This window comes from Arthrobacter sp. P4_H3 (assembly GCF_056400885.1).
Genome location: NZ_JBFUKK010000010.1, coordinates 106,500 through 125,399 on the forward strand (window position 1 = coordinate 106,500; position 18,900 = coordinate 125,399).

The 18,900-nt window shown below is 66.8% G+C and carries 16 protein-coding genes; 4 read left to right on the forward strand and 12 right to left on the reverse strand.

Annotated elements, in window-relative coordinates:
- Positions 1–140: 140 nt before the first annotated feature.
- The 3 genes from acnA to AC1DRE_RS14955 form a co-directional block, all read right to left on the reverse strand.
- Positions 141–2,951, reverse strand: a complete 2,811-nt coding sequence (gene acnA, locus AC1DRE_RS14945; RefSeq protein WP_476985329.1) for an aconitate hydratase AcnA — start codon at positions 2,949–2,951, stop codon at positions 141–143.
- Positions 2,952–3,105: 154 nt separating this feature from the next.
- On the reverse strand, positions 3,106–4,491 hold the full coding sequence (locus tag AC1DRE_RS14950; RefSeq protein WP_476985330.1) for a class I SAM-dependent RNA methyltransferase: 1,386 nt from the start codon (positions 4,489–4,491) through the stop codon (positions 3,106–3,108).
- A complete protein-coding gene (locus tag AC1DRE_RS14955) occupies positions 4,488–6,464 on the reverse strand; it encodes an APC family permease (protein ID WP_476985331.1) in 1,977 nt (658 codons plus the stop codon). Before AC1DRE_RS14955 ends, AC1DRE_RS14950 begins: the two co-directional genes overlap by 4 nt.
- A gap of 156 nt (positions 6,465–6,620) precedes the next feature.
- Here AC1DRE_RS14955 and AC1DRE_RS14960 point away from each other — a divergent pair, with 156 nt between their 5' ends.
- Positions 6,621–7,292, forward strand: a complete 672-nt coding sequence (locus AC1DRE_RS14960) for a potassium channel family protein (protein ID WP_104174975.1) — start codon at positions 6,621–6,623, stop codon at positions 7,290–7,292.
- Complete coding sequence (locus AC1DRE_RS14965) at positions 7,293–8,060, forward strand: potassium channel family protein (RefSeq protein ID WP_476985332.1); 768 nt, start codon at positions 7,293–7,295, stop codon at positions 8,058–8,060.
- Here AC1DRE_RS14965 and AC1DRE_RS14970 read toward each other — a convergent pair.
- The 4 genes from AC1DRE_RS14970 to dut form a co-directional block, all read right to left on the reverse strand.
- Positions 8,057–8,848 carry a DUF3159 domain-containing protein gene (locus AC1DRE_RS14970; RefSeq protein WP_476985333.1) on the reverse strand — a complete coding sequence of 264 codons (792 nt, stop codon included), beginning with the start codon at positions 8,846–8,848 and terminating at the stop codon, positions 8,057–8,059. The genes AC1DRE_RS14965 and AC1DRE_RS14970 overlap by 4 nt on opposite strands.
- On the reverse strand, positions 8,845–9,237 hold the full coding sequence (locus AC1DRE_RS14975) for a hypothetical protein (RefSeq protein ID WP_476985334.1): 393 nt from the start codon (positions 9,235–9,237) through the stop codon (positions 8,845–8,847). Before AC1DRE_RS14975 ends, AC1DRE_RS14970 begins: the two co-directional genes overlap by 4 nt.
- Positions 9,230–9,937 carry a DUF3710 domain-containing protein gene (locus tag AC1DRE_RS14980; RefSeq protein ID WP_476985335.1) on the reverse strand — a complete coding sequence of 236 codons (708 nt, stop codon included), beginning with the start codon at positions 9,935–9,937 and terminating at the stop codon, positions 9,230–9,232. The genes AC1DRE_RS14975 and AC1DRE_RS14980 overlap by 8 nt, the downstream gene beginning before the upstream one ends.
- A gap of 121 nt (positions 9,938–10,058) precedes the next feature.
- Positions 10,059–10,589 carry a dUTP diphosphatase gene (dut, locus tag AC1DRE_RS14985; protein ID WP_476985336.1) on the reverse strand — a complete coding sequence of 177 codons (531 nt, stop codon included), beginning with the start codon at positions 10,587–10,589 and terminating at the stop codon, positions 10,059–10,061.
- Between the two features lie 107 nt (positions 10,590–10,696).
- On the opposite strand from dut, the gene AC1DRE_RS14990 reads away from it, so the two are divergent.
- Positions 10,697–11,185: a DUF3093 domain-containing protein gene (locus AC1DRE_RS14990; protein ID WP_476985337.1), complete on the forward strand. Its 489-nt coding sequence runs from the start codon at positions 10,697–10,699 to the stop codon at positions 11,183–11,185.
- 45 nt (positions 11,186–11,230) lie between these two features.
- Here AC1DRE_RS14990 and AC1DRE_RS14995 read toward each other — a convergent pair whose 3' ends face one another.
- The gene (locus AC1DRE_RS14995; RefSeq protein WP_214954932.1) at positions 11,231–11,530 is read right to left on the reverse strand and encodes a DUF4193 domain-containing protein; all 300 of its coding nucleotides are present in this window, start codon (positions 11,528–11,530) and stop codon (positions 11,231–11,233) included.
- A gap of 357 nt (positions 11,531–11,887) precedes the next feature.
- Between AC1DRE_RS14995 and sepH the strand changes: the two genes are divergently transcribed.
- Positions 11,888–13,336 carry a septation protein SepH gene (gene sepH / locus AC1DRE_RS15000; RefSeq protein ID WP_476985338.1) on the forward strand — a complete coding sequence of 483 codons (1,449 nt, stop codon included), beginning with the start codon at positions 11,888–11,890 and terminating at the stop codon, positions 13,334–13,336.
- A gap of 38 nt (positions 13,337–13,374) precedes the next feature.
- Here the strand turns inward: sepH and AC1DRE_RS15005 are convergent, their stop codons facing one another.
- The 4 genes from AC1DRE_RS15005 to AC1DRE_RS15020 all read right to left on the reverse strand — a co-directional run bounded on the left by AC1DRE_RS15005 (position 13,375) and on the right by AC1DRE_RS15020 (position 18,852).
- Positions 13,375–14,097 carry a thymidine kinase gene (locus tag AC1DRE_RS15005; RefSeq protein ID WP_476985339.1) on the reverse strand — a complete coding sequence of 241 codons (723 nt, stop codon included), beginning with the start codon at positions 14,095–14,097 and terminating at the stop codon, positions 13,375–13,377.
- Positions 14,090–15,334: an alkaline phosphatase family protein gene (locus tag AC1DRE_RS15010; protein WP_476985340.1), complete on the reverse strand. Its 1,245-nt coding sequence runs from the start codon at positions 15,332–15,334 to the stop codon at positions 14,090–14,092. The genes AC1DRE_RS15005 and AC1DRE_RS15010 overlap by 8 nt, the downstream gene beginning before the upstream one ends.
- 1 nt (position 15,335) lies before the next feature.
- Complete coding sequence (locus tag AC1DRE_RS15015) at positions 15,336–16,076, reverse strand: DUF5998 family protein (protein ID WP_476985341.1); 741 nt, start codon at positions 16,074–16,076, stop codon at positions 15,336–15,338.
- A gap of 85 nt (positions 16,077–16,161) precedes the next feature.
- On the reverse strand, positions 16,162–18,852 hold the full coding sequence (locus tag AC1DRE_RS15020; protein ID WP_476985342.1) for a bifunctional acetate--CoA ligase family protein/GNAT family N-acetyltransferase: 2,691 nt from the start codon (positions 18,850–18,852) through the stop codon (positions 16,162–16,164).
- Positions 18,853–18,900: the final 48 nt, after the last annotated feature.

Below are 18,900 nucleotides of genomic sequence, written 5' to 3' on the forward strand. Positions count from 1 at the left end.
CTTCGGGTGGTAGACATGCCTTTTAACTCTAACGCCTTGAAGGCTGGACGGGCGCAGGACCCGGGCGGCGCAACGCAAAAAGCCCCGGCCTGTCAGAGACAGGCCGGGGCTTTTGATGGCGCCGGTGTTGCCCGCTGCCGCTAGTTAGCGGAGATCTGGCGCAGCACGTACTGCAGGATGCCGCCGTTACGGTAGTAGTCGGCCTCGCCCGGGGTATCGATGCGGAGGACCGCATCGAAGGACTTGGCGGAGCCGTCTTCAGCCGTGGCGGTGACCTTGAGCGTCTTCGGCGTGGTGCCTTCGTTCAGGGCGGTGACGCCCTCTACTGCGAAGGTTTCCGTACCGGTCAGGCCCAGGGTGGCAGCTGATTCGCCGGCCGGGAACTGCAGCGGCAGGACGCCCATGCCGATCAGGTTGGAGCGGTGGATGCGCTCGTAGCTTTCGGCCACGACAGCCTTGACGCCCAGGAGCGCGGTGCCCTTGGCAGCCCAGTCACGGGACGAACCGGAGCCGTACTCCTTGCCTGCCAGGACCACCAGCGGGGTGCCGGCTGCCTGGTAGTTCTGGGCGGCGTCGTAGACATAGGCCTGGGGGCCGTCTGCCTGCGTGAAGTCGCGGGTGAAACCGCCTTCGACGCCGTCCAGCAGCTGGTTCTTGATGCGGATGTTCGCGAACGTGCCGCGGATCATGACTTCGTGGTTGCCACGGCGTGAACCATAGGAGTTGAAGTCCTTGCGCTCCACACCGTTGGCCAGAAGGTACTGGCCGGCCGGGGTGTCCGACTTGAAGGAACCCGCCGGGGAGATGTGGTCCGTGGTGACGGAATCGCCGAGCTTGAGCAGCACGCGGGCACCGGAGATGTCCGTGACGGGCTCCGGCTCGGCCTTCATGCCCTCGAAGTACGGGGGTTTCCGGACATACGTGGACTTCTCGTCCCAGGCGAAGGTGTCGCCGGCCGGGGTGTCGAGGGCCTTCCAGCGGTCGTCTCCGTCGAAGACGCCCTCGTAGCCGCGGGCGAACATTTCCTTGTCAATAGAGGAATCGATGACCTGCTGGACCTCGACCGGGTTCGGCCAGATGTCCTTCAGGAAGACCTCGTTGCCCGCTTCGTCCTGTCCGAGTGAATCGGTGTCGAAGTCGAAGTCCATGGAACCGGCCAGGGCGTAGGCGATGACCAGCGGCGGGGAGGCCAGGTAGTTCATCTTCACGTCCGGGTTGATCCGGCCTTCGAAGTTGCGGTTACCGGACAGCACGGCAGTGACGGAAAGGTCGTTGGCCTGGATGGCCTCGGAGATTTCGGCGTCGAGCGGACCCGAGTTGCCGATGCAGGTGGCGCAGCCATAGCCCACGATGTAGAAGCCGAGCTTCTCCAGGTATGGGGTGAGGCCGGACTTCTCGTAGTAGTCGGTGACTACCTTGGAACCGGGAGCCACGGAGGTCTTGACCCACGGCTTCGAGGTCAGGCCCTTGTCCACGGCGTTGCGCGCCAGCAGTGCTGCGGCGAGCATCACGGACGGGTTGGACGTGTTGGTGCACGACGTGATCGAGGCGATGGACACCGCTCCGTGGTCCAGCTCGAACTCGCGGCCGTCTTCGGTGACAACGTGCACCGGGGTGGACGGACGTCCATGGGCACCGTTCGCTGCGGAGACCACGCGTGCGGTTTCCGTGGTGTGGGAATCAGCGTGGGTGAACGAGGGCGGATCGGAGGCCGGGAAGGATTCTTCCAGGGACTCGTCGACGCTGCCGTCTTCGATGCTCACGTAGTTGTGGATGTCCTTGCGGAACTGCTCCTTGGCATCCGTGAGCTCGATGCGGTCCTGGGGACGCTTCGGGCCGGAGATGGAGGGAACAACCGTGGAGAGGTCCAGCTCGAGGTACTCGGAGAACTTGATCTCGTGCGAAGGATCGTGCCAGAGGCCCTGTTCCTTCGCGTAGGCCTCCACGAGTGCAACGTTCTGCTCGGAGCGGCCGGTGAGGCGCAGGTACTCGATGGTGACGTCGTCGATCGGGAACATGGCGGCCGTGGAGCCGAACTCCGGGCTCATGTTGCCGATGGTGGCGCGGTTGGCCAGCGGCACTGCCGCCACACCTTCGCCGTAGAACTCCACGAACTTGCCCACAACACCGTGCTTGCGCAGCTGCTCGGTGATGGTGAGGACGACGTCGGTGGCGGTGGCGCCGGCCGGGATGGAACCGGTCAGCTTGAAGCCCACGACGCGCGGGATCAGCATGGAAACGGGCTGGCCCAGCATTGCGGCCTCGGCCTCGATGCCGCCAACGCCCCAGCCCAGCACGCCCAGGCCGTTGACCATGGTGGTGTGCGAGTCGGTGCCGACGCAGGTGTCCGGGTAGGCACGCAGGACGCCACCAATTTCGCGGGTCATGACCGTGCGTGCCAGGTACTCGATGTTGACCTGGTGCACAATGCCGGTTCCCGGCGGGACGACCTTGAAGTCGTCAAACGCAGTCTGGCCCCAGCGCAGGAACTGGTAGCGCTCACCATTTCGCTGGTATTCGATCTCCATGTTGCGCTCCAGTGCGCCGGAGTTACCGAATGCGTCGATCTGCACCGAGTGGTCGATCACCATCTCGGCGGGTGCCAGCGGGTTCACCCGCTTGGGGTCACCGCCGAGCTCCTTGACGGCCTCACGCATGGTGGCGAGGTCGACAACACAGGGCACGCCAGTGAAGTCCTGCATGATCACGCGCGCCGGCGTGAACTGGATTTCAGTGTCGGGCTGGGCGTTGGGATCCCAGCCGGCCAGTGCTCGGACGTGATCGGCCGTGATGTTCGCGCCGTCCTCGGTCCTCAACAGGTTTTCAAGCAATACCTTGAGGCTGAACGGAAGGTTTTCTGCACCTTCAACGGAGTTCAACCGGAAAATTTCGTATTCGGTACCGGCTACATTAAGTTTGCCTTTTGAACCGAAGCTGTCCACAATGCTCATCGCAGGACTCCTCTCGCAACAGTTTCATCTTTGTCGCGCGGTTGACCGCTTGCTAGTTAGGCCATCCTAATTAGTGCAAGGTCATACAAAAGAGCATGGGGTCAGCCGGGAATCCGGCGCGCGACGTGGGACTACTACGCCCATCCTAGTCACATCAGGGGCGGGGCGTCAGCAACGCCACTGTCTCCATGTGATGGGTGTGCGGATACAGGTCGAACGCCCGCAGCCCGGCAAGCGCCCAGCCGCCCTGCTGGAAGTACCCCAGGTCCCGGGCAAAGGACGCCGGGTCGCAGGACACGTAGGCGATGGCCCGGGGACCTGCCGCCATCAGCTGGCTGACCACTGCCTTGCCCGCGCCCGCCCTTGGCGGGTCGAGCACCAGGGCGTCGAAGTTGCGGGGCGTTTGGCGCAGCACGCGTTCCACCCGTCCCTGCACAATCTCCACCTGCGGTGCGCCGTGCAGGTTCTTCCGGGCATCCCGGCTGGTGCCGGGGGCGCCCTCGACGGACAGCACGGAACCGGTGACGCCCACGGCGTCGGCCAGCGCGGCCGTGAACAGCCCGGCGCCTGCGTACAGGTCCGCCACCACCGCGCCCGGTTCCAGGTAGCCGCCGTCGTGAAGGAAGTCCCTGACCGCGCCGACGAGCGTGTCCGGTGCGTCCCGGTGGATCTGCCAGAAGCCCTCCCCTGTGACCCGGTACTCGTGGCCCGCCGCCGACTCCTGCACCCAGGTGCGCCCGCGCAGCTGGAGCGCCTCGCCCTTGGCAGGGTCGAAGCTGGCCACCGAAACGTCGGCGGGCAGCTGGGCCAGGATGGCGCTGAGTCGCTTTGCGCGCGTGCCTGCGGCCGGAGCCAGCAGCACCAGCGGGCGCGATCCGTTGGCGGGAGCAGCGACTTCCACGCGGTCAATGCCCTGGAGGTCGATGTCCCAGAGCCGGAGGGCGTTGATGCCGGCCACAGCCAGCGGCATCTCGCGGACGGGAATGACCTGGTCGGAACGGTGGGCGTGCATGCCCAGCTTGCCGCCGGGCGTCACGGCAAAACTTGCCCTGGTACGCCAGCCCAGGCCGGGTGCATCCGCCGTGCCGGCGGCCGCAGCTTCACCCACCGGTTCAACGATGTTCCCGCGCCCGGCGGGGTCCGCCCACACCTCGGGGTGTTCGACGCCGGCCAGCCGCTTCAGCTGTTCGGCCAGGACGGCAGCCTTGAGGCCCCGTTGGTGCTCGAGGGACACGTGGCCCAGCTCCGCACCGCCCACGGGCGCGTGGCCGTGGGCCCACGACCGCAAGGAGTCCGCCAGGTGCCAGAAATGCGGTACCCGCTCGGGCGAAGCCTCGAGCACTTCCACGACGTCGGCACGCCAGAATTTGGATCCCTCGCCGGCATCGGTCAGCCGGATCCGTGCTTTTTCGCCCGGGATGGCGTGGCGGACGAACACCACGCGGCCCTCGTGGCGGGCAACGCAGTGCCCCCCATGGGCTATGGGCCCGATATCCACCACGAGTTCGGCATGTGTGCGGGTCTGGGTCTCGGAGCTCATTGGATATCCTGCATTTTCTTTGCTTCTTCGGAGGATTTCAGCTGCCAGGGCACACTGGCCACCATGACTCCCGGCTCGAAATGGAGACGGGTCTTGATACGCAGGGCGGTCTGGTTGTGGACCAGTTGTTCCCACCACTTACCCACGACGTATTCGGGGATGTAGACGACGATGAGGTCGCGGGGCGAATCCCGCCGCATGTTCTTCACATACTCCATGATCGGCGTCACGGTTTCCCGGTACGGGCTGGCGAGAATGGTGAGCGGCACCGGAATCTCCAGTTTTTCCCAGTCGGCAAGGGTGTGGGCGGTTTCCTCGGAGTTGATGTCCACCGTGATGGCGTCGAGCCTCGACGGCCGCGACGCGCGGGCGTAGGCCAGCGCCCGCAGGACAGGCTTGCGGACGTGGGAAACCAGCAGCACGGCATGCACCCGGGACGGCAGGGCGCGGGGCGAGGAATCCTCATCCACGGCGAGTTCCTTGGCTACGTTGTCGTAGTGCGCGCGGATGCTCCACATGATCAGGAAGAGCACGAACATCGCCAGCAGCGCGATCCAGGCCCCCTGTTCGAATTTGGTGACCAGCACAATCACCAACACCAGCCCCGTCATGCCGAAGCCGATCGTGTTGATGATGCGGGACTTGAGCATGCGCAGCTTGACGGCAGGATCCCGGGCGAGCTTCAGCTCCCGGCCCCAATGCCGGATCATGCCGAGCTGGCTCATCGTGAACGAGATGAAGACGCCCACAATGTACAGCTGGATGAGTTTGGTGACGTCGGCATCGAACGACAGGATGAGCACCAGGGCGCCGGCGGCCAGGGCCAGGACACCGTTGCTGAAGGCCAGCCGGTCCCCGCGGGTCCGCAGCTGGCGCGGCAGGTAGCCGTCCTGGGCCAGGATCGAGCCCAGGACCGGGAACCCGTTGAACGCCGTGTTGGACGCGAACACCAGGATGACGCCGGTGGCGGCCACCACGACGTAGAAGAGGACGGATCCTTCTCCAAAGATGGTCTGGGCGATCTGGCTGATCGCCGGATTCTGGATATAGCCCTCGGGGAGCGGCTGCCCGTTCAGCAGGAACTCCTTGGCCGGATCCAGCACGATGTGCACCTTGGTGGCGTTGGCCAGGTAAATGATGCCGGCAAGCATGGACGCGGCGATGACGCCAAGCAGAAGCAGCGTCGTGGCGGCGTTCTTGCTCTTGGGCTTCTGGAAGTTCGGCACGCCGTTGCTGATGGCTTCGACGCCCGTCAGCGCCGCGGCCCCCGAGGAGAACGCCCGCAGCAACAGGAACGCTCCGGCCAGACCCACCAGCCCTTCGTCGAAGCCGGCGGCCGGAACGATCGTGAAGTCCGCCGACGGTGCCCGGCCCAGCTGGCCGGTGAGGGCCTGGAAGATCCCGACGGCAGTCATGCCGAGAATGGAGGCCATGAAGATGTATGTGGGGACGGCGAACACGCTGCCGGCCTCCCGGATGCCGCGGAGGTTCACCAGGGCCAGGATCACGACGCCGATAGTCGCAATGAGGGCCTGCTGGCCGTGCAGCGATGGCACGGCGGTGGTCAGGTAGGCCGCGGCCGAGGACATCGACACGGCAACCGTCAGGACGTAGTCGACCAGCAGCGCGGACGCGACCGTGAGCCCGGCAAACTTGCCCAGGTTTTCATTGGCAATCTCGTAATCGCCGCCGCCGGAGGGGTAGGCGTGGACATTCTGCCGGTAGGACGCGACGACGGTCAACAGCACGACCATGACCGCGAGCCCCACCCACGGCGAGAACGCCACCGCACTGACACCTGCCAAGGCCAATGTCAGGAGGATTTCGTCGGGCGCGTAGGCCACCGAGGACAGGGCATCAGAGGCGAAAATGGGAAGCGCGATCCGCTTTGGCAGCAAGGTATGGGCCAGGCGGTCGTTCCGGAATGGCCGCCCCACGAGAACCCGCTTCACGGCATTCAATATTGTCAGCACTCCACAAAGCTAGTCTGATTCGGACGCGATGTCATGACGGCCTCCGCACGGTGCCTCCGCGGCGGCCGGGCGGGATCTGCCGGACGCTGGGCAGCGCGACCCGGCGGGCCGGTAGAGTCTTACGGAGCAACAGGAAAAATGACTGAGGAGGCACGGGTGGCGCACTTCGTGATCATGGGTTGTGGGCGCGTGGGAGCAACACTGGCGCACACCCTCGAGGATGCGGGCCACTCGGTGGCCATCATCGACCAGGACGACCGTGCCTTCCGCAGGCTCCGGACGGGTTTTTCCGGCCGGAAGGTGACCGGGGTCGGGTTCGACCGGGAAACCCTGAAGCAGGCGGGCGTGAGCGAGGCTTATGCCTTCGCCGCAGTCTCCAGCGGTGACAACTCCAATATCCTGGCCACCCGGGTTGCCCGCGAAACTTTCCATGTCCCCCACGTCGTGGCCCGGATCTACGACCCCGGCCGCGCCGAGATCTACCAGCGGCTGGGCATTCCGACGGTGGCGGCGGTGCGGTGGAGCGCTGACCAGGTGCTGCGCCGGATACTCCCCGAACAGCACCTCGCTGGAGACTTCCGGGAGCCTTCCGGTCGCCTGGTCCTCGCCGAAATCGACCTCGACCCGTCCTGGGTTGGCCACGCCGTGGCCGAAATCGAAAAGGTGGCCGGAATCCGGGTTGCCTACCTGACCCGGTTCGGCGAAGGCATGCTGCCCGGGGCCGGGACGTCCTACCAGGAGGGCGACACGGTCCACGCCATGCTGCGCGTGGACCGAAGCGCCGAAGTCGGCCACATTCTTGCCAAAGAACCCCCCAAGGAGCAGTAAGTGAAAGTCGTCATCGTCGGGGCAGGCAGCGTCGGTTCCTCGATCGCCCGTGAGCTCCTCGCCCACAAGCACGAGATCCTGCTGATCGACCTGAAACCGGAAGTCATCGGGCGCAGCGGGCTCCGGGGCGCACACTGGCTGGTCGGGGATGCCTGCGAGCTGAGCACGCTCCAGGATGCCAAGCTCGAAGACGCCGAAGTGGTGGTTTCCGCTACGGGAGACGACAAGGTCAACCTTGTGGTGTCGCTGCTGGCGAAGACCGAGTTCGGCGTCGGCCGTACTGTCGGGCGCGTCAACAACCCGAAGAACGACTGGATGTTCAACGATTCGTGGGGTGTCGACGTCGCGGTCAACACCCCGCAGCTCATGACCGCCCTGGTTGAGGAAGCGGTGGAAATCGGGGACCTCGTCCGGCTGCTCACCCTGCAGACGGGGGTTTCGTCCCTGGTGGAGTTCACGGTGCCCCACGACTCGCATGTCATCGGGCTCACCGTGGGAGGCATCGACTGGCCCGAAGACTCCACGCTCGTGGCGATCCTCCGTGACCAGGCGCCCATCACGCCCAGCCGGGACGACGTGATCGACGGCGGCGACGAACTGTTTTTCGTCACCACCATCGCCGCCGAAGACGGCCTCCGGGCGCTGCTGTCCCCCGACCAGCAGCAGGACCACGAACCGGACCGGCAGCACGGATCAGACGACGGGCATCCGGATGCCGCCGAACGGCCGGAGCAGCAGGCTCCGGAGGAGGACGGCTTCGACGGCTAGTGCTGTGGCGGCGAACCCGGCTGCGAAGGATCACCCGGCTGCGCTGACGGCGGCGCCGGCGCCACGGGCTTGGTGATGAGCCATGCAACCCAGATGCCCAGGATGTACAGCGGGGCACCCATGATGAGCCGCGTGGTGGCGAGGCCCGCCAGTCCCTGCTCGCCGAGGAGATACAGCGGCACCTGGACCAGCAGCCGCAGCGCGAGGACGGCCACGATCACCCACGTGCCCAGGCGGTAGGCCCGGACCCGGGCCGGCTCCTTGCGCCATTCCAGGCCCTCGTTCCGGATGAAGCCGAACAGCAGCCCGGCAATGGGCCAGCGGAGCGCAATGGAAATCACCATCCCCGTGATGTAGGCGGCGTTGGTAAGGAATCCGAGGACATAGAAGTCCTCCGCTTTGCCGGTGGTGTTGGCCAGCCACGCGGAGATGCCGACGCCGGCGATCCCGGCGAGTGCCTGGGTCAGCGGACGCCGCTGGACCAGCCGGGCCACGGTGAAAGCGGCAGCCGCCGCCAGGGCGGCAATCAGGGAGAGGGTCAGCTCGCGCGTTATGGTGAAGGCCACCAGGAACATGAGGCCGGGAAGAATGCTCTCGGCGATGCCCTGTACCCCGCCGGCGCTCTTGAGCACGTCGATGCTGCCGTCCTTGGACCGGTGCAGCCCGGCCTTGACCGCGTAGTCTTCCGCGAAGGCGGCCATTGAAGGGGTCTCCGGCGTGGGTGGTGGTTTGACCGGTTCGGACGCGGCGGGCCCGGCTGCGGGATCCGGGTTCTCGGACGGCGTCATTGGTTCTCCTGGCGGGACAGTATTTCGTAGCGGGGATTGAACATGGTGGGAAGGCCGTCGCGGAACGTCAGCATGCCTTCCAGCCGAAGCTCGCAGCCGGGATCCACGCCGGAAACCCGCCGCCGGCCGAGCCACACGACCCGCAGACGGTCGCGGCGGCCCGGTCCCCCGGGTTTCCGCGCCGTCGGCGGCTCCGCGGCGGCCGGGACGAAGCCGGCCTTGCCTGGCGGGACATCGTGGTCGGTGACGATTGCGGTGAACGAGGCCACCTGCGTGGCCGGAACGTAGGTCACGGATTCAATAAAGCCATGGCACAGCACGCGTCCACGGTCCGGCAATCCACTGATGGAGAGGTCGGGCTGCGGAAATTCGCCGGCCGGGTCAGCCAATCTGGGTGATCTCCGGTCCGCGCTCGGGCTGCTCGAAGTCGGGTGCGCCCTGCGGCGGCTGGGGCGTCGAGTCCTTCGGCAGGCGGAGCTGAAGCAGGTCACGCGGCGGCATCGGGCTCTCGCCCCGGACCACCACGATCTGCCGGAACAGGGATTCAAGGTTTGCGGCGGCGTCGCGGTCAATGGCGGCCTCGCCGCCCAGAACGCCGCGCAGGAACCAGCGGGGACCGTCGACGCCGATGAACCGGGCCACGCGGTAGCCGCTGGCGCCGTCGCCCGTGCCTGCCGGAAGCTTCGCCACCAGCTCGGTGCCGAAGGCACCGGGGACCTCTTCGACCTGGCCGCCCTGGCTTCCCACGGACTGTCCGATCTGCTCACGGATTTCATCCCAGAGTCCCTCGCTGCGCGGGGCAGCGAAGGCCTGGAGCTGCAGGCTCGAACCTTCCAGGTCCATGGTGACGGCCACAACCCGCTGGGTGGCTTCCTCGACCTCGAGGCGCAGCTGGAGTCCTTCACGGGGTGCAATCAGGAGGGCGCCGAGGTCCACATATCCATTGGTGCTGTCGATTTCCGAGACGTCGAAAGGCCCCGTGGCTTCCCGGCCCGTGCTTTCCGCGGCAACGGCTTCTGCAGTCTCCAGGGTGTCCCCGGGCTCTGCTGCCTGGTCCTTCTTGGCCTTCTTGCCACGCCCAAAAACCATCGGGTTGTCTCCTTAGTTGTGATCTTGTCCCGCGGCGCCACCTGGGCAGCGCGGTAAGTCATGCAGCGCCGGCAAAGGCCGGCAGAACCAGCACTACCGGCAAAGCCGGCAGCGCCGGGGGCTAGGCCTGCGGTGCCGCGAATCCGCCGGTGGAACCGAAGCCGCCGTCACCGCGGACTGAGTCGCTCAATTCCGCGACGGCCACAAACTGCGCGTACTCCACGCGTTGAATGACCATCTGGGCAATTCTATCGCCGCGCCGCAGCTCGATGGCCTTCTCGCGGTCCGTGTTCAGGAGAGTCACAGCGATCTCGCCGCGGTATCCGGCGTCGACCGTTCCCGGGGCGTTGACCACTGTCAGGCCGTGCTTGGTGGCGAGCCCCGAGCGCGGGTGGATGAGGGCGACGTAGCCGTTCGGCAAGGCGATGGAGACCCCGGTGGGGACCAGCCGGCGCTCACCCGGCTCGAGGAGCACGTCCTCGCGCGCACGGAGATCCGCTCCGGCATCGCCGGGGTGCGCGTACGAGGGGGCTTCGAGGCCGGCGTCGAGCATTTTCAGCTGAACCGACAGGGTGGGCGATCCGTAGGCACCGGCGCTGCCTTCCAGGGAGTTCGGCGGCAAAGTACTCACGGCTGCAGTTTCTTCAGTCACAGTCATTCACTCTAACGCCCGTAACGGCCTTGGGCCTAGCCGCCGGGGGCCGCGGCCGGCGCTGAAGCCAAGGTGAAATACCCCGGAAAAGGTGGAAAGCTGGGCCTATGCCGGAATCTAGTGCAGCTGTGCCTGCCCCCAACAGCACACCCCATGGAACAACCGTTCTATACAGCGAGAAGCTCCACCCCAATCTGTGGATCTGGCTGGTGGCAGCCGGAGTCTCCGGCGCCGGCATCCTGGTGTTCGCCCCGATCAGCATTGCTGCCGGCATTACGGCGGCAGTGGTGCTCTTCGTCATCATCGCGGTTCTGCTCGTCCTGTCCACGCCGTCGATCACGGTCACCGCGGAAACGCTTCAGGTAGGGCGGGCCACCATCGAGCGCCGTTTCATCGGTGCGGTGACGCCGTTCAGCGGCAAGGAGGCCACGGCCGAACGCGGCCCCCGCCTGAACGGACTGGCTTACCTCTGTATCCGCGGCTGGGTGGACCCGGTGGTCAGGATTGAGATCACGGATCCTTCCGATCCCACGCCGTACTGGCTCACGTCCACACGGCGGCCGGCACAGCTGACGGCGGCCCTCACCACCTCCTGAGGCTGCCGCGCGCATGGCATTAGGGGACGGCTCCCGCCGCCCCTGTCAGCCCTCGCAGTCCTTGCAGAAGAGCAACCCGTCCTTTTCGCGGGCGATCTGCGAGCGGTGACGGACAAGGAAGCATGACGAGCAGGTGAATTCATCAGCCTGGGCCGGCATAACGCGGACCAGGAGTTCCTCACCGGACAGGTCAGCACCCGGGAGTTCATAGCCTTCGGCCAGGTCGGTTTCGTCCACATCCACCACAGCCGTTGGCTTGTCCGAACGCCGGGTCTTCAATTCCTCAATGGAATCTTCGTTCAGGTCCTCTTCTGATTTCCGCGGCGCATCATAATCTGTCGCCATTGTTTTCTGCTCACACTCCGCTTTGTTCGGTTGGATCGCCAGGTCCCGGTGACGGCTCCTCCCGGGCAATTGCGCCCTTTGGCTGTCCCCTGGTCCGGTTCACCGATGTAAACGCTGGATTACCCGGTTTTGTGCCCGACTTAGGCGCCCATTTTTCCCCAAACGGACCGTGAAAGCGAGAGTTTTCCCGCTTGATTCCCTGCGGCGTCCTGCCGGAGGGCGGGCTAAGCCTGACCCAGCGGACGATACTGCCCGGAAAGTCGCGGAATATCGCGGCGCGCCCTCTCCCCTCCCCGGAAAAACGGCCGCCGGATGGCAGAGTTTCGAATGTCAGTAATGCCAGGGTGGAGGATTTGTATGCAGGATCTACGGCTTGTAGGCGTCCACGACGACGGAGGGCACCTCCTGTTGGGCGGCACCGGCGGCGAGATGTTCCGGCTGCCGATCGACGAAGCTCTCCGGCTCGCGGCCAGCCGCTCACCGGCGCGCGGTGCTGCCACAGCCGCGCCTGTCGCCATGTCCCCGCGGGATATCCAGGCGCGCATCAGAAGCGGTGCCACGGCTGCCGAGGTTTCAGAACTCTCGGGCATTCCGCTGGCCAAGGTCCAGCGCTACGAAGGCCCGGTGCTCGCAGAACGGGAATACGTGGCCCAGCAGGCCCGGAAGATCGAGGTGGCTTCACCCGCCCCCGGCCATGATGTCTACCGCTCCGCCTTCGGCGACAACCCGGCCACCCTGGGCGACATGGTGGCGCACCGGCTGACGGCCCACGGCATCGAATCCTCAACCGTGGAATGGGACTCCTGGCGGCGCCCGGACGGAACCTGGACTGTGGTTGCCCGCTTTGAGACCAAACCCGGCGGTCACGCCAGCATTGGCGAGGAACCTCCGGCCATGTGGACCTTCAGTCCCGCCCGGAAATCGTTGCAGAACGCCAACCGCTGGGCACAGCAGCTGAGCGAACTGGAGCCGCTTGACGGGCCGGTGCCGGCCCGCCGGCTGTCGGCAGTTTCGGACCGCCCGTTCGACTTTGAAACAGATGCCGAAGCTGCAGCCGCCCGGACGGCGTCGGGACAATCCGGCAAGGACGCGGACGGCCTTCTCGATATGCTGCGCTCGCGCCGCGGCCAGCGGCTGGGCGTGGATGAAGACGGCGACGACGCACTGGCAATGCTGCTCACCAACGGTGTTCCGGCCGCCCACCCCCGGCCGTCGGAAGTGGTGGCGGAGCCCGGGGCCGAAGATCCCGGGACCGGAGGACCAAGCGGCGAGGAAGCCGATGCGCCGGCCGCCAAGGGAGATTCCTTCACCCGGAAACGCGATGGCCGCGTCTCGATGCTTTCCCGCCTCAGTCTGGCTCCGCGGCACTCCGACGACGGCGACGACCGGCTGAAGCTTCACGACGGCGTCAGCACGGAGACCCGCGAGATCACGATTGTGGCGTCACCGCTGCGCCCGGTCACGGATCCGGACGGCGTGGCCACGCCGGAGTCCGGCACCGTTCCGGCGGCACCCGACGCCGTCACCGCCGCTGAAGCCGTCTCCGCCCCTGAATCGATGCCCGTCCAGGACGCGGCGCCCGGGCGTCAGTCCGGCTGGAACCGCGAATCCGCTCCGACCGTCGGCCTGGATGAGCTGCTTGGCGGCGGCAGCCCCAGGCGGAGCCGGGACGATGCTCCGGCGGGTAGCAGAAATGAAACCGGGGGCGACCGTGAGGTTGACCAGCCCGAACGGCAGCCATCCAAACCCAAGCGCTCCAGCGTGCCCAGCTGGGATGAAATAGTCTTCGGCGCCCGCGGCGACTGACCTGCCGGCGACTAACCTGCCGCGGGCCCCCTACCCACTCAGCTGCGGCCGATTTCACCGGAACCGCGCCACATGCAGGCGTCCACCTCAAACGGCAGGAGCTGGTCCTGCTGGGCCATGATATTAGCCCCGTGGGCCGTGACCCTGCGCATGAAGTGCCGCCGGCACAGTGTCTCGTATCCCACCACAGGAGTGTGGTCCGCTTCGCCGGCGCCGGTTGGGTCACCGGCCATGTCGACGTCGCCCACCACGACCTGCGCACCTTCGGTGACCATCACGCCGTCAACTGTGCGGGCGTTGTGGGTAGCCCGGCGTCCGCACCAGCACAGCGCTTCCACCTGCAGGACCTGGACACGGTCCGCGAGTTCGATCAGCCGCTGGGATCCCGGAAACAGCCGGGTGCGGAAGTCCGCGCTGATGCCAAAGGCAAACACGTCGACGTCGATCTCGTCCACAACGCGGGCCAGCTGCTCCACCTGCAACGGCGAGTAGAACTGGGCTTCATCACAGATGAGGTAGTCCACCCGGAGGCCGCGGGTCCGGCGCCCGACCACCTCGTCCCAGAAGTCCGTGGTGTCCAGGACCTCCACGCAGTCCGTCTCCAGTCCGAGACGGCTGGAGATCCGGGCACCACCGGCGCGGTCGTTGCGGCTGAACCGGACGCCGCCGCGTCCCCGGGCCCGGTGGTTGTGGTCCATCTGCAGGGCGAGGGTGGATTTTCCGCAGTCCATGGTGCCTGAGAAGAAGACGAGTTCAGCCACGCGCTCCCTTTCTGCCCTGGGCCCGGAAGCAGAGCAGCGGAACCTCACGCTCCGCTTTGGTCAGGGAGCCGTGCTGCCCCACCACTTCCAGGGCGGTAGGACGGACGCGACGGGTGTCGTACAACGCCAGGGCATCCCGGGCCGCGACCATAACGTCCCCGATCCGAGGGCTGACCTCCGGCCTGACGGCGCCGAACAGCCCGGCGGAGACAGCCTCTTCCCGGGTGAACACCCAGATCCTGTCGCCGAACCTGGCGCGCCAGGCGTCGATCAGCCGGGCACGGTGCTGCTCCCCGGCTCCGGGCTCAAGATACAGATGCACCATGCGGGGCTCCCCCGCCGTGTGCCGCACACCAGCGATGAGGGCCGGCTCGGCGGAGTAGTCGAAACGCTGCGATTCGGGGACGTCGAGCATGCCGTGGTCCGCCGTCAGCAGGACAGTGGTCCCCGGCGGCAGGCTGGCGTTGAGCCGCCGTACGGTCGCGTCCAGTTCTTCGAGCTGGTGTTCCCACTGAGGCGACTGGCAGCCGTAGCGGTGCCCGGCCTTGTCCAGGTCGTTGACGTAGAAGTACATGAGCGAGCTTTCGGCACCAAGCATGGCCTCTGCCGCCGCGGCAGTCCTGGCGTGCGGGGTGCTGGCGGCGATGAACCGGCCTCCCCGCAGCGCAGCCTGCGTCATGGGTGACGCGCCGAACTGCGGCAGGCTGATGGTGCTGACGTCCGTATAGGCGGATGCCCGCTCGAAGACAGTGGGAAACGGCTGCCACTCGCGGGGGTCCACACCGGCATCCCAGTTGCCCAGCATGTTGACCACTTTGTCCTGCACCGGGTCCAGGACGTCGTAGCCCACCATGCCGTGCTGACCGGCCGGGAGTCCGGTGCCGAAGCTGGCGAGGGAGGACGCAGTGGTGGACGGAAAGGCGGAGTCCAGAGCCACCGGCACGGCTCCCTGGCCCTGCTGCATGACCGACCGGAGGAAGGGGGTGTGCGCCGATTTCTGCTTGAGCAGGTTGCGGCCCAGCCCGTCGGCCAGGACAACGCACACCCTCTTGGCCGCCGGCAGGTTCAGCCTGTTCTCAAAGCCTTCGATCCCGAGGCTGGCTGCCGCGCTGGTGAGGACTTCCGCGATGGACCGTTGGCCGAAGGCGGGCGCCGGGGGCAATGGCGACGGCGACGGCGACGGGGCACCTTCGGCGATGGCTATGACTGACGGTTCTGAGTGGTTTTCGGGCGTCATCTCAGCGCTGGTGCCCGCGGCTGAGGCGGTTTCCGAAAACGCCGGTGCGCGGACGCGGCGCGGCTACGGGGCCGCTATGCGGGGCAGGCGCGGCCGAGCCGGTGTTGACAGCGCGCAGCGCCCGGGCGAACAGCTTCGCGTCCTGCACGGCCTGCAGGCCGTCGGCTTCGGCGCTGATACGCAGCACAATGTCCTCCTGGGCGATGGTGCCGCTGTAGCCGTGGTCCGCTTCGCACTGCGGGTCGCCGCAGCTGGCCGGACCCATGTCCAGCCGCTGGCCGCCGGACCAGGCAATGGACAGGGTCAGCTCGCGGACGGGATCGGACGGCTTGTAGTTCTGCGGCTGGGCGTACATGTAGCTGAGCACCACGGAACGGATCTGCGCCACGGGCACGGACTCGGTGGAAATCTGCGCAACGATCTGTTCCCCGGCCTCATCCAGCTGCTGGTCGTCAACGTGCGCAATGACCAGCATGTCGTCCGTCAGCACCAGCACGGTGATGTGGCGGCGGACCTCGGCGCGGTCGAAGTGGGTTTCCAGGTGCACAAGGTGCGCCATGCAGTCGCGGCCGTCCAGGGCGTCGTCAACAACATCGGCGACAAGCCGGGGGTAGAAGCCTGCCTGCTGGAGCGCCCCATCGAGGCTCTGGCCCTGGGCACCGTGGTCATGTGCGCTGTGGCTGTGTGCGGCCTGGTGACCGGAGCGGGGTGCTTGCGGCTTCGACGTGGGAGGCTGGGTCATTACCCCATTTTCACAGATCGGCTGTGCACTTGCTAACTGTGTGTCCCGCACCGCCCAGGCGGGCAGCCCACGGCCGCAGTCCGCGCTAGCTCCGCATTGCCCGCCGCGCACTGTCGGTCCGCTGGGCGGCATTGGCGATCCGGACATCGGCGGACAGGATCGATGCACCGCCGGGGCCGGCCAGCACGGGGTTGAACTCAATCAACGCGATTTCGGGGTGGTTGTCCTTCAGCCTGGTCAGCCGCGCGGCAATGTCCTCCAGCGCCGCCACATCCACCGCCGGCAGCCCCTGGTAGCCGAACAGTTTCCGGGACGCCCGCGGCGCGCGGATGAAGTCGTGGACGTCGGCCCCGGACAGCGGTGGAACACGGTGGGACCAGTCATCCAGCAGGTTCACGGCGTCGCCGGCCAGCCCGAAGGACACCACGGGACCCAGCAGCGGATCCTCAATGGCGCGGAACGTGCAGGCCTGCCCCACCGGGGCCATGGTCTGGATTTCCATCGACGGCGAGCCGTACGGCGCCAGGGCGCGGTGCATCTGGATGATGTTCCGCCGCAATGAATCCGCGTCCTGGATGTCCAGCCGCACGCCGCCAAGGTCGAGCCTGTGGCGCAGGGCGGGGTCCATAGTCTTGAGCACCACCGGCCAGCCCAGCCGGTCCGCGGCCGCCACGGCCTGGTCGGGCGTTTCGAAGCCTTCGGAGGGAACCACATGGATGCCGTAATGGGCCAGCAGGGTGGCTGCTGTCGGCGGGGCGAGCTGCACCAGCTGCTCACCGGGGACGTCGTGGAGCAGGTCCTCCAGTTCGGCCCTGACGCTCTCCTGGTCACAGCCATCGGGCTCCACGAACAGGCCCTTGTCGCGGACCACCCACTCGGCGTACTTCACGACGGCGGCGAGCGCCGCGACGGCAGCGCCCGGGTTGGAGTAGCACGGCACGGAACCGGCGGCTGCGTCTGTGCCGACCATGCCCTCGACGTAGATGGACGGGTCCAGGATGCCCGTAAAGGCGGCAACCACCGGTTTCCCGGCCGCAGCCGAGCATTCCGCCAGGACACCCGCGATTTTCTCCACGGTGAGGCCGCGTGCGGGGAGCAGGGCTATCACCACGGCGTGGACGGAGTCCGAAGCGAGGGTCCGGCCCAGGCTTTCGCGGAGGGCCGGCAGTGCCAGGGACATGCCGGCGTCGAGGTCCACGTCGGTGACGATCCGTTCAACGCCCAGCCCGTTCGCGGCGGCAGCGTCCGCCACCACTTTGCCGAGTGCCCGGGAGTTGCTGAACACCGCAATGTCCGCTCCGGCGGGCAGGGGCTGGCCGGAAACGATCTGGGCGACGTCCATGAGCTGCTCAATGGTTTCCACCCGGATGACACCCGCCTGGCGCATCATCGCGTCGAGGGCGCCGGCAGGCGCCTGGGTGGTGCGCACGGCATGGCCCGGCGGGAGCTGGAGCCCCATGGCGTCCGACTTCGCCACGATGACGGGCTTGGTGCGGGCCAGCCGCCGTGCCAGGCGGGAGAACTTGCGCGGGTTGCCGATGGATTCGAGGTAAAGCCCCACCGCGGCGGTGTCGGCGTCGTCTTCCCAGAACTGCATCATGTCGTTACCGGAGACGTCCGCGCGGTTGCCGGCGGAGAGGAAGGTGGAGATGCCCACGCGGCGCCGGCTGGAGGCCGCGTAGAGGGACACTCCGATGGCCGCGGACTGGCTGAACAGGCCCAGGCCGCCGCGGCGGGGCAGGCTCGGTGCCATGGACGCGTTCAGGGACACCGCCGGGTTGGTGTTGACGATGCCGAGGGACGCCGGGCCGATCACGCGCATCCCGTTGGACCGGGCCTGCCGGACCAGCTCGCGCTGCCGTGCCAGCCCGCGTTCGCCGTCGTCGGCGTACCCGGCCGTGGCGACGACAACGCCTTTGACCCCGGCCGCCGCGCAGTCCGCCACCACCTTCGGAACTTCCTCGTACGGGACGGCTATGACGGCCAGCCGGACGGCGTCAGGCACTTCGGCAAGCCGGGCGAAGGACAGCATCCCGGCGAGTTCGAGGGCTTCAGGATTGATGGCATAGACGGGGCCGGTGAAGCCGCCTTCAATGATGTGTTCGAGCAGCTGGTAGCCCACCGTGCCCCATTTGCGGCTGGCACCGATCACGGCAACCGACGACGGCGCCAGCAGCTCCTGGATGCTGCGCGCCTCCGCACGGTGTTCACGTGCCTCCATCACTGCCCGGGACTTCTCCGTGGGGTCGATGTTGAACTCCAGGCTCACGACGCCGTCGTCGAAGTGCCGTTTGACGTCGTATCCGGCGTCGGAGAAGACCATCAGCATCTTGCGGTTTTCCGGCAGTACTTCGGCGCTGAATTTGCGGATGCCGTTTTCGCGGGCAGCGGCGGCCAGGTGCTCCAGCAGGATGGACCCGATGCCGCGGCCCTGGTGGGCGTCGGCTATATTGAAGGCAACCTCGGCTTCTTCGGGATCGGCCAGCCGGTCGTAGCGGCCGATGCCCAGGATTTCCCCGCCGATGGTGATCACCAGCGCCACCCGGTCCTTGTAGTCCACCTCCGTGAAGCGCTTCAGCTCCTTGCTGGAGAGCCGCGCCTTGAAGGCGAAGAACCGCATGTAGATGGACTTCTGCGATTGGCCGGTATGGAAAGCCTGCACCGCATCGGCATCAGAGGGGTGGATGGGGCGCAAATGAGCCGTCCCGCCGTCCCGCAGAACAACATCGGCTTCCCAATATTCCGGATATACGCCGTCCCCGGGCTGATCCACCATAGGCTTAGCCTAGCTAAAACTCCGCCAGTAAACCGTTAAGGATCCACC

Excerpts from the sequence above, each read along its gene's own strand:
- acnA (WP_476985329.1), bottom strand. The coding sequence starts at position 2,951 with ATGAGCATTGTGGACAGCTTCGGTTCAAAAGGCAAACTTAATGTAGCC.
- AC1DRE_RS14950 (WP_476985330.1), bottom strand. The coding sequence starts at position 4,491 with ATGAGCTCCGAGACCCAGACCCGCACACATGCCGAACTCGTGGTGGAT.
- AC1DRE_RS14970 (WP_476985333.1), bottom strand. The coding sequence starts at position 8,848 with ATGACGCCGTCCGAGAACCCGGATCCCGCAGCCGGGCCCGCCGCGTCC.
- AC1DRE_RS14980 (WP_476985335.1), bottom strand. The coding sequence starts at position 9,937 with ATGGTTTTTGGGCGTGGCAAGAAGGCCAAGAAGGACCAGGCAGCAGAG.
- AC1DRE_RS14990 (WP_476985337.1), top strand. The coding sequence starts at position 10,697 with ATGCCGGAATCTAGTGCAGCTGTGCCTGCCCCCAACAGCACACCCCAT.
- AC1DRE_RS14995 (WP_214954932.1), bottom strand. The coding sequence starts at position 11,530 with ATGGCGACAGATTATGATGCGCCGCGGAAATCAGAAGAGGACCTGAAC.
- sepH (WP_476985338.1), top strand. The coding sequence starts at position 11,888 with ATGCAGGATCTACGGCTTGTAGGCGTCCACGACGACGGAGGGCACCTC.
- AC1DRE_RS15010 (WP_476985340.1), bottom strand. The coding sequence starts at position 15,334 with ATGACGCCCGAAAACCACTCAGAACCGTCAGTCATAGCCATCGCCGAA.
- AC1DRE_RS15015 (WP_476985341.1), bottom strand. The coding sequence starts at position 16,076 with ATGACCCAGCCTCCCACGTCGAAGCCGCAAGCACCCCGCTCCGGTCAC.
- AC1DRE_RS15020 (WP_476985342.1), bottom strand. The coding sequence starts at position 18,852 with ATGGTGGATCAGCCCGGGGACGGCGTATATCCGGAATATTGGGAAGCC.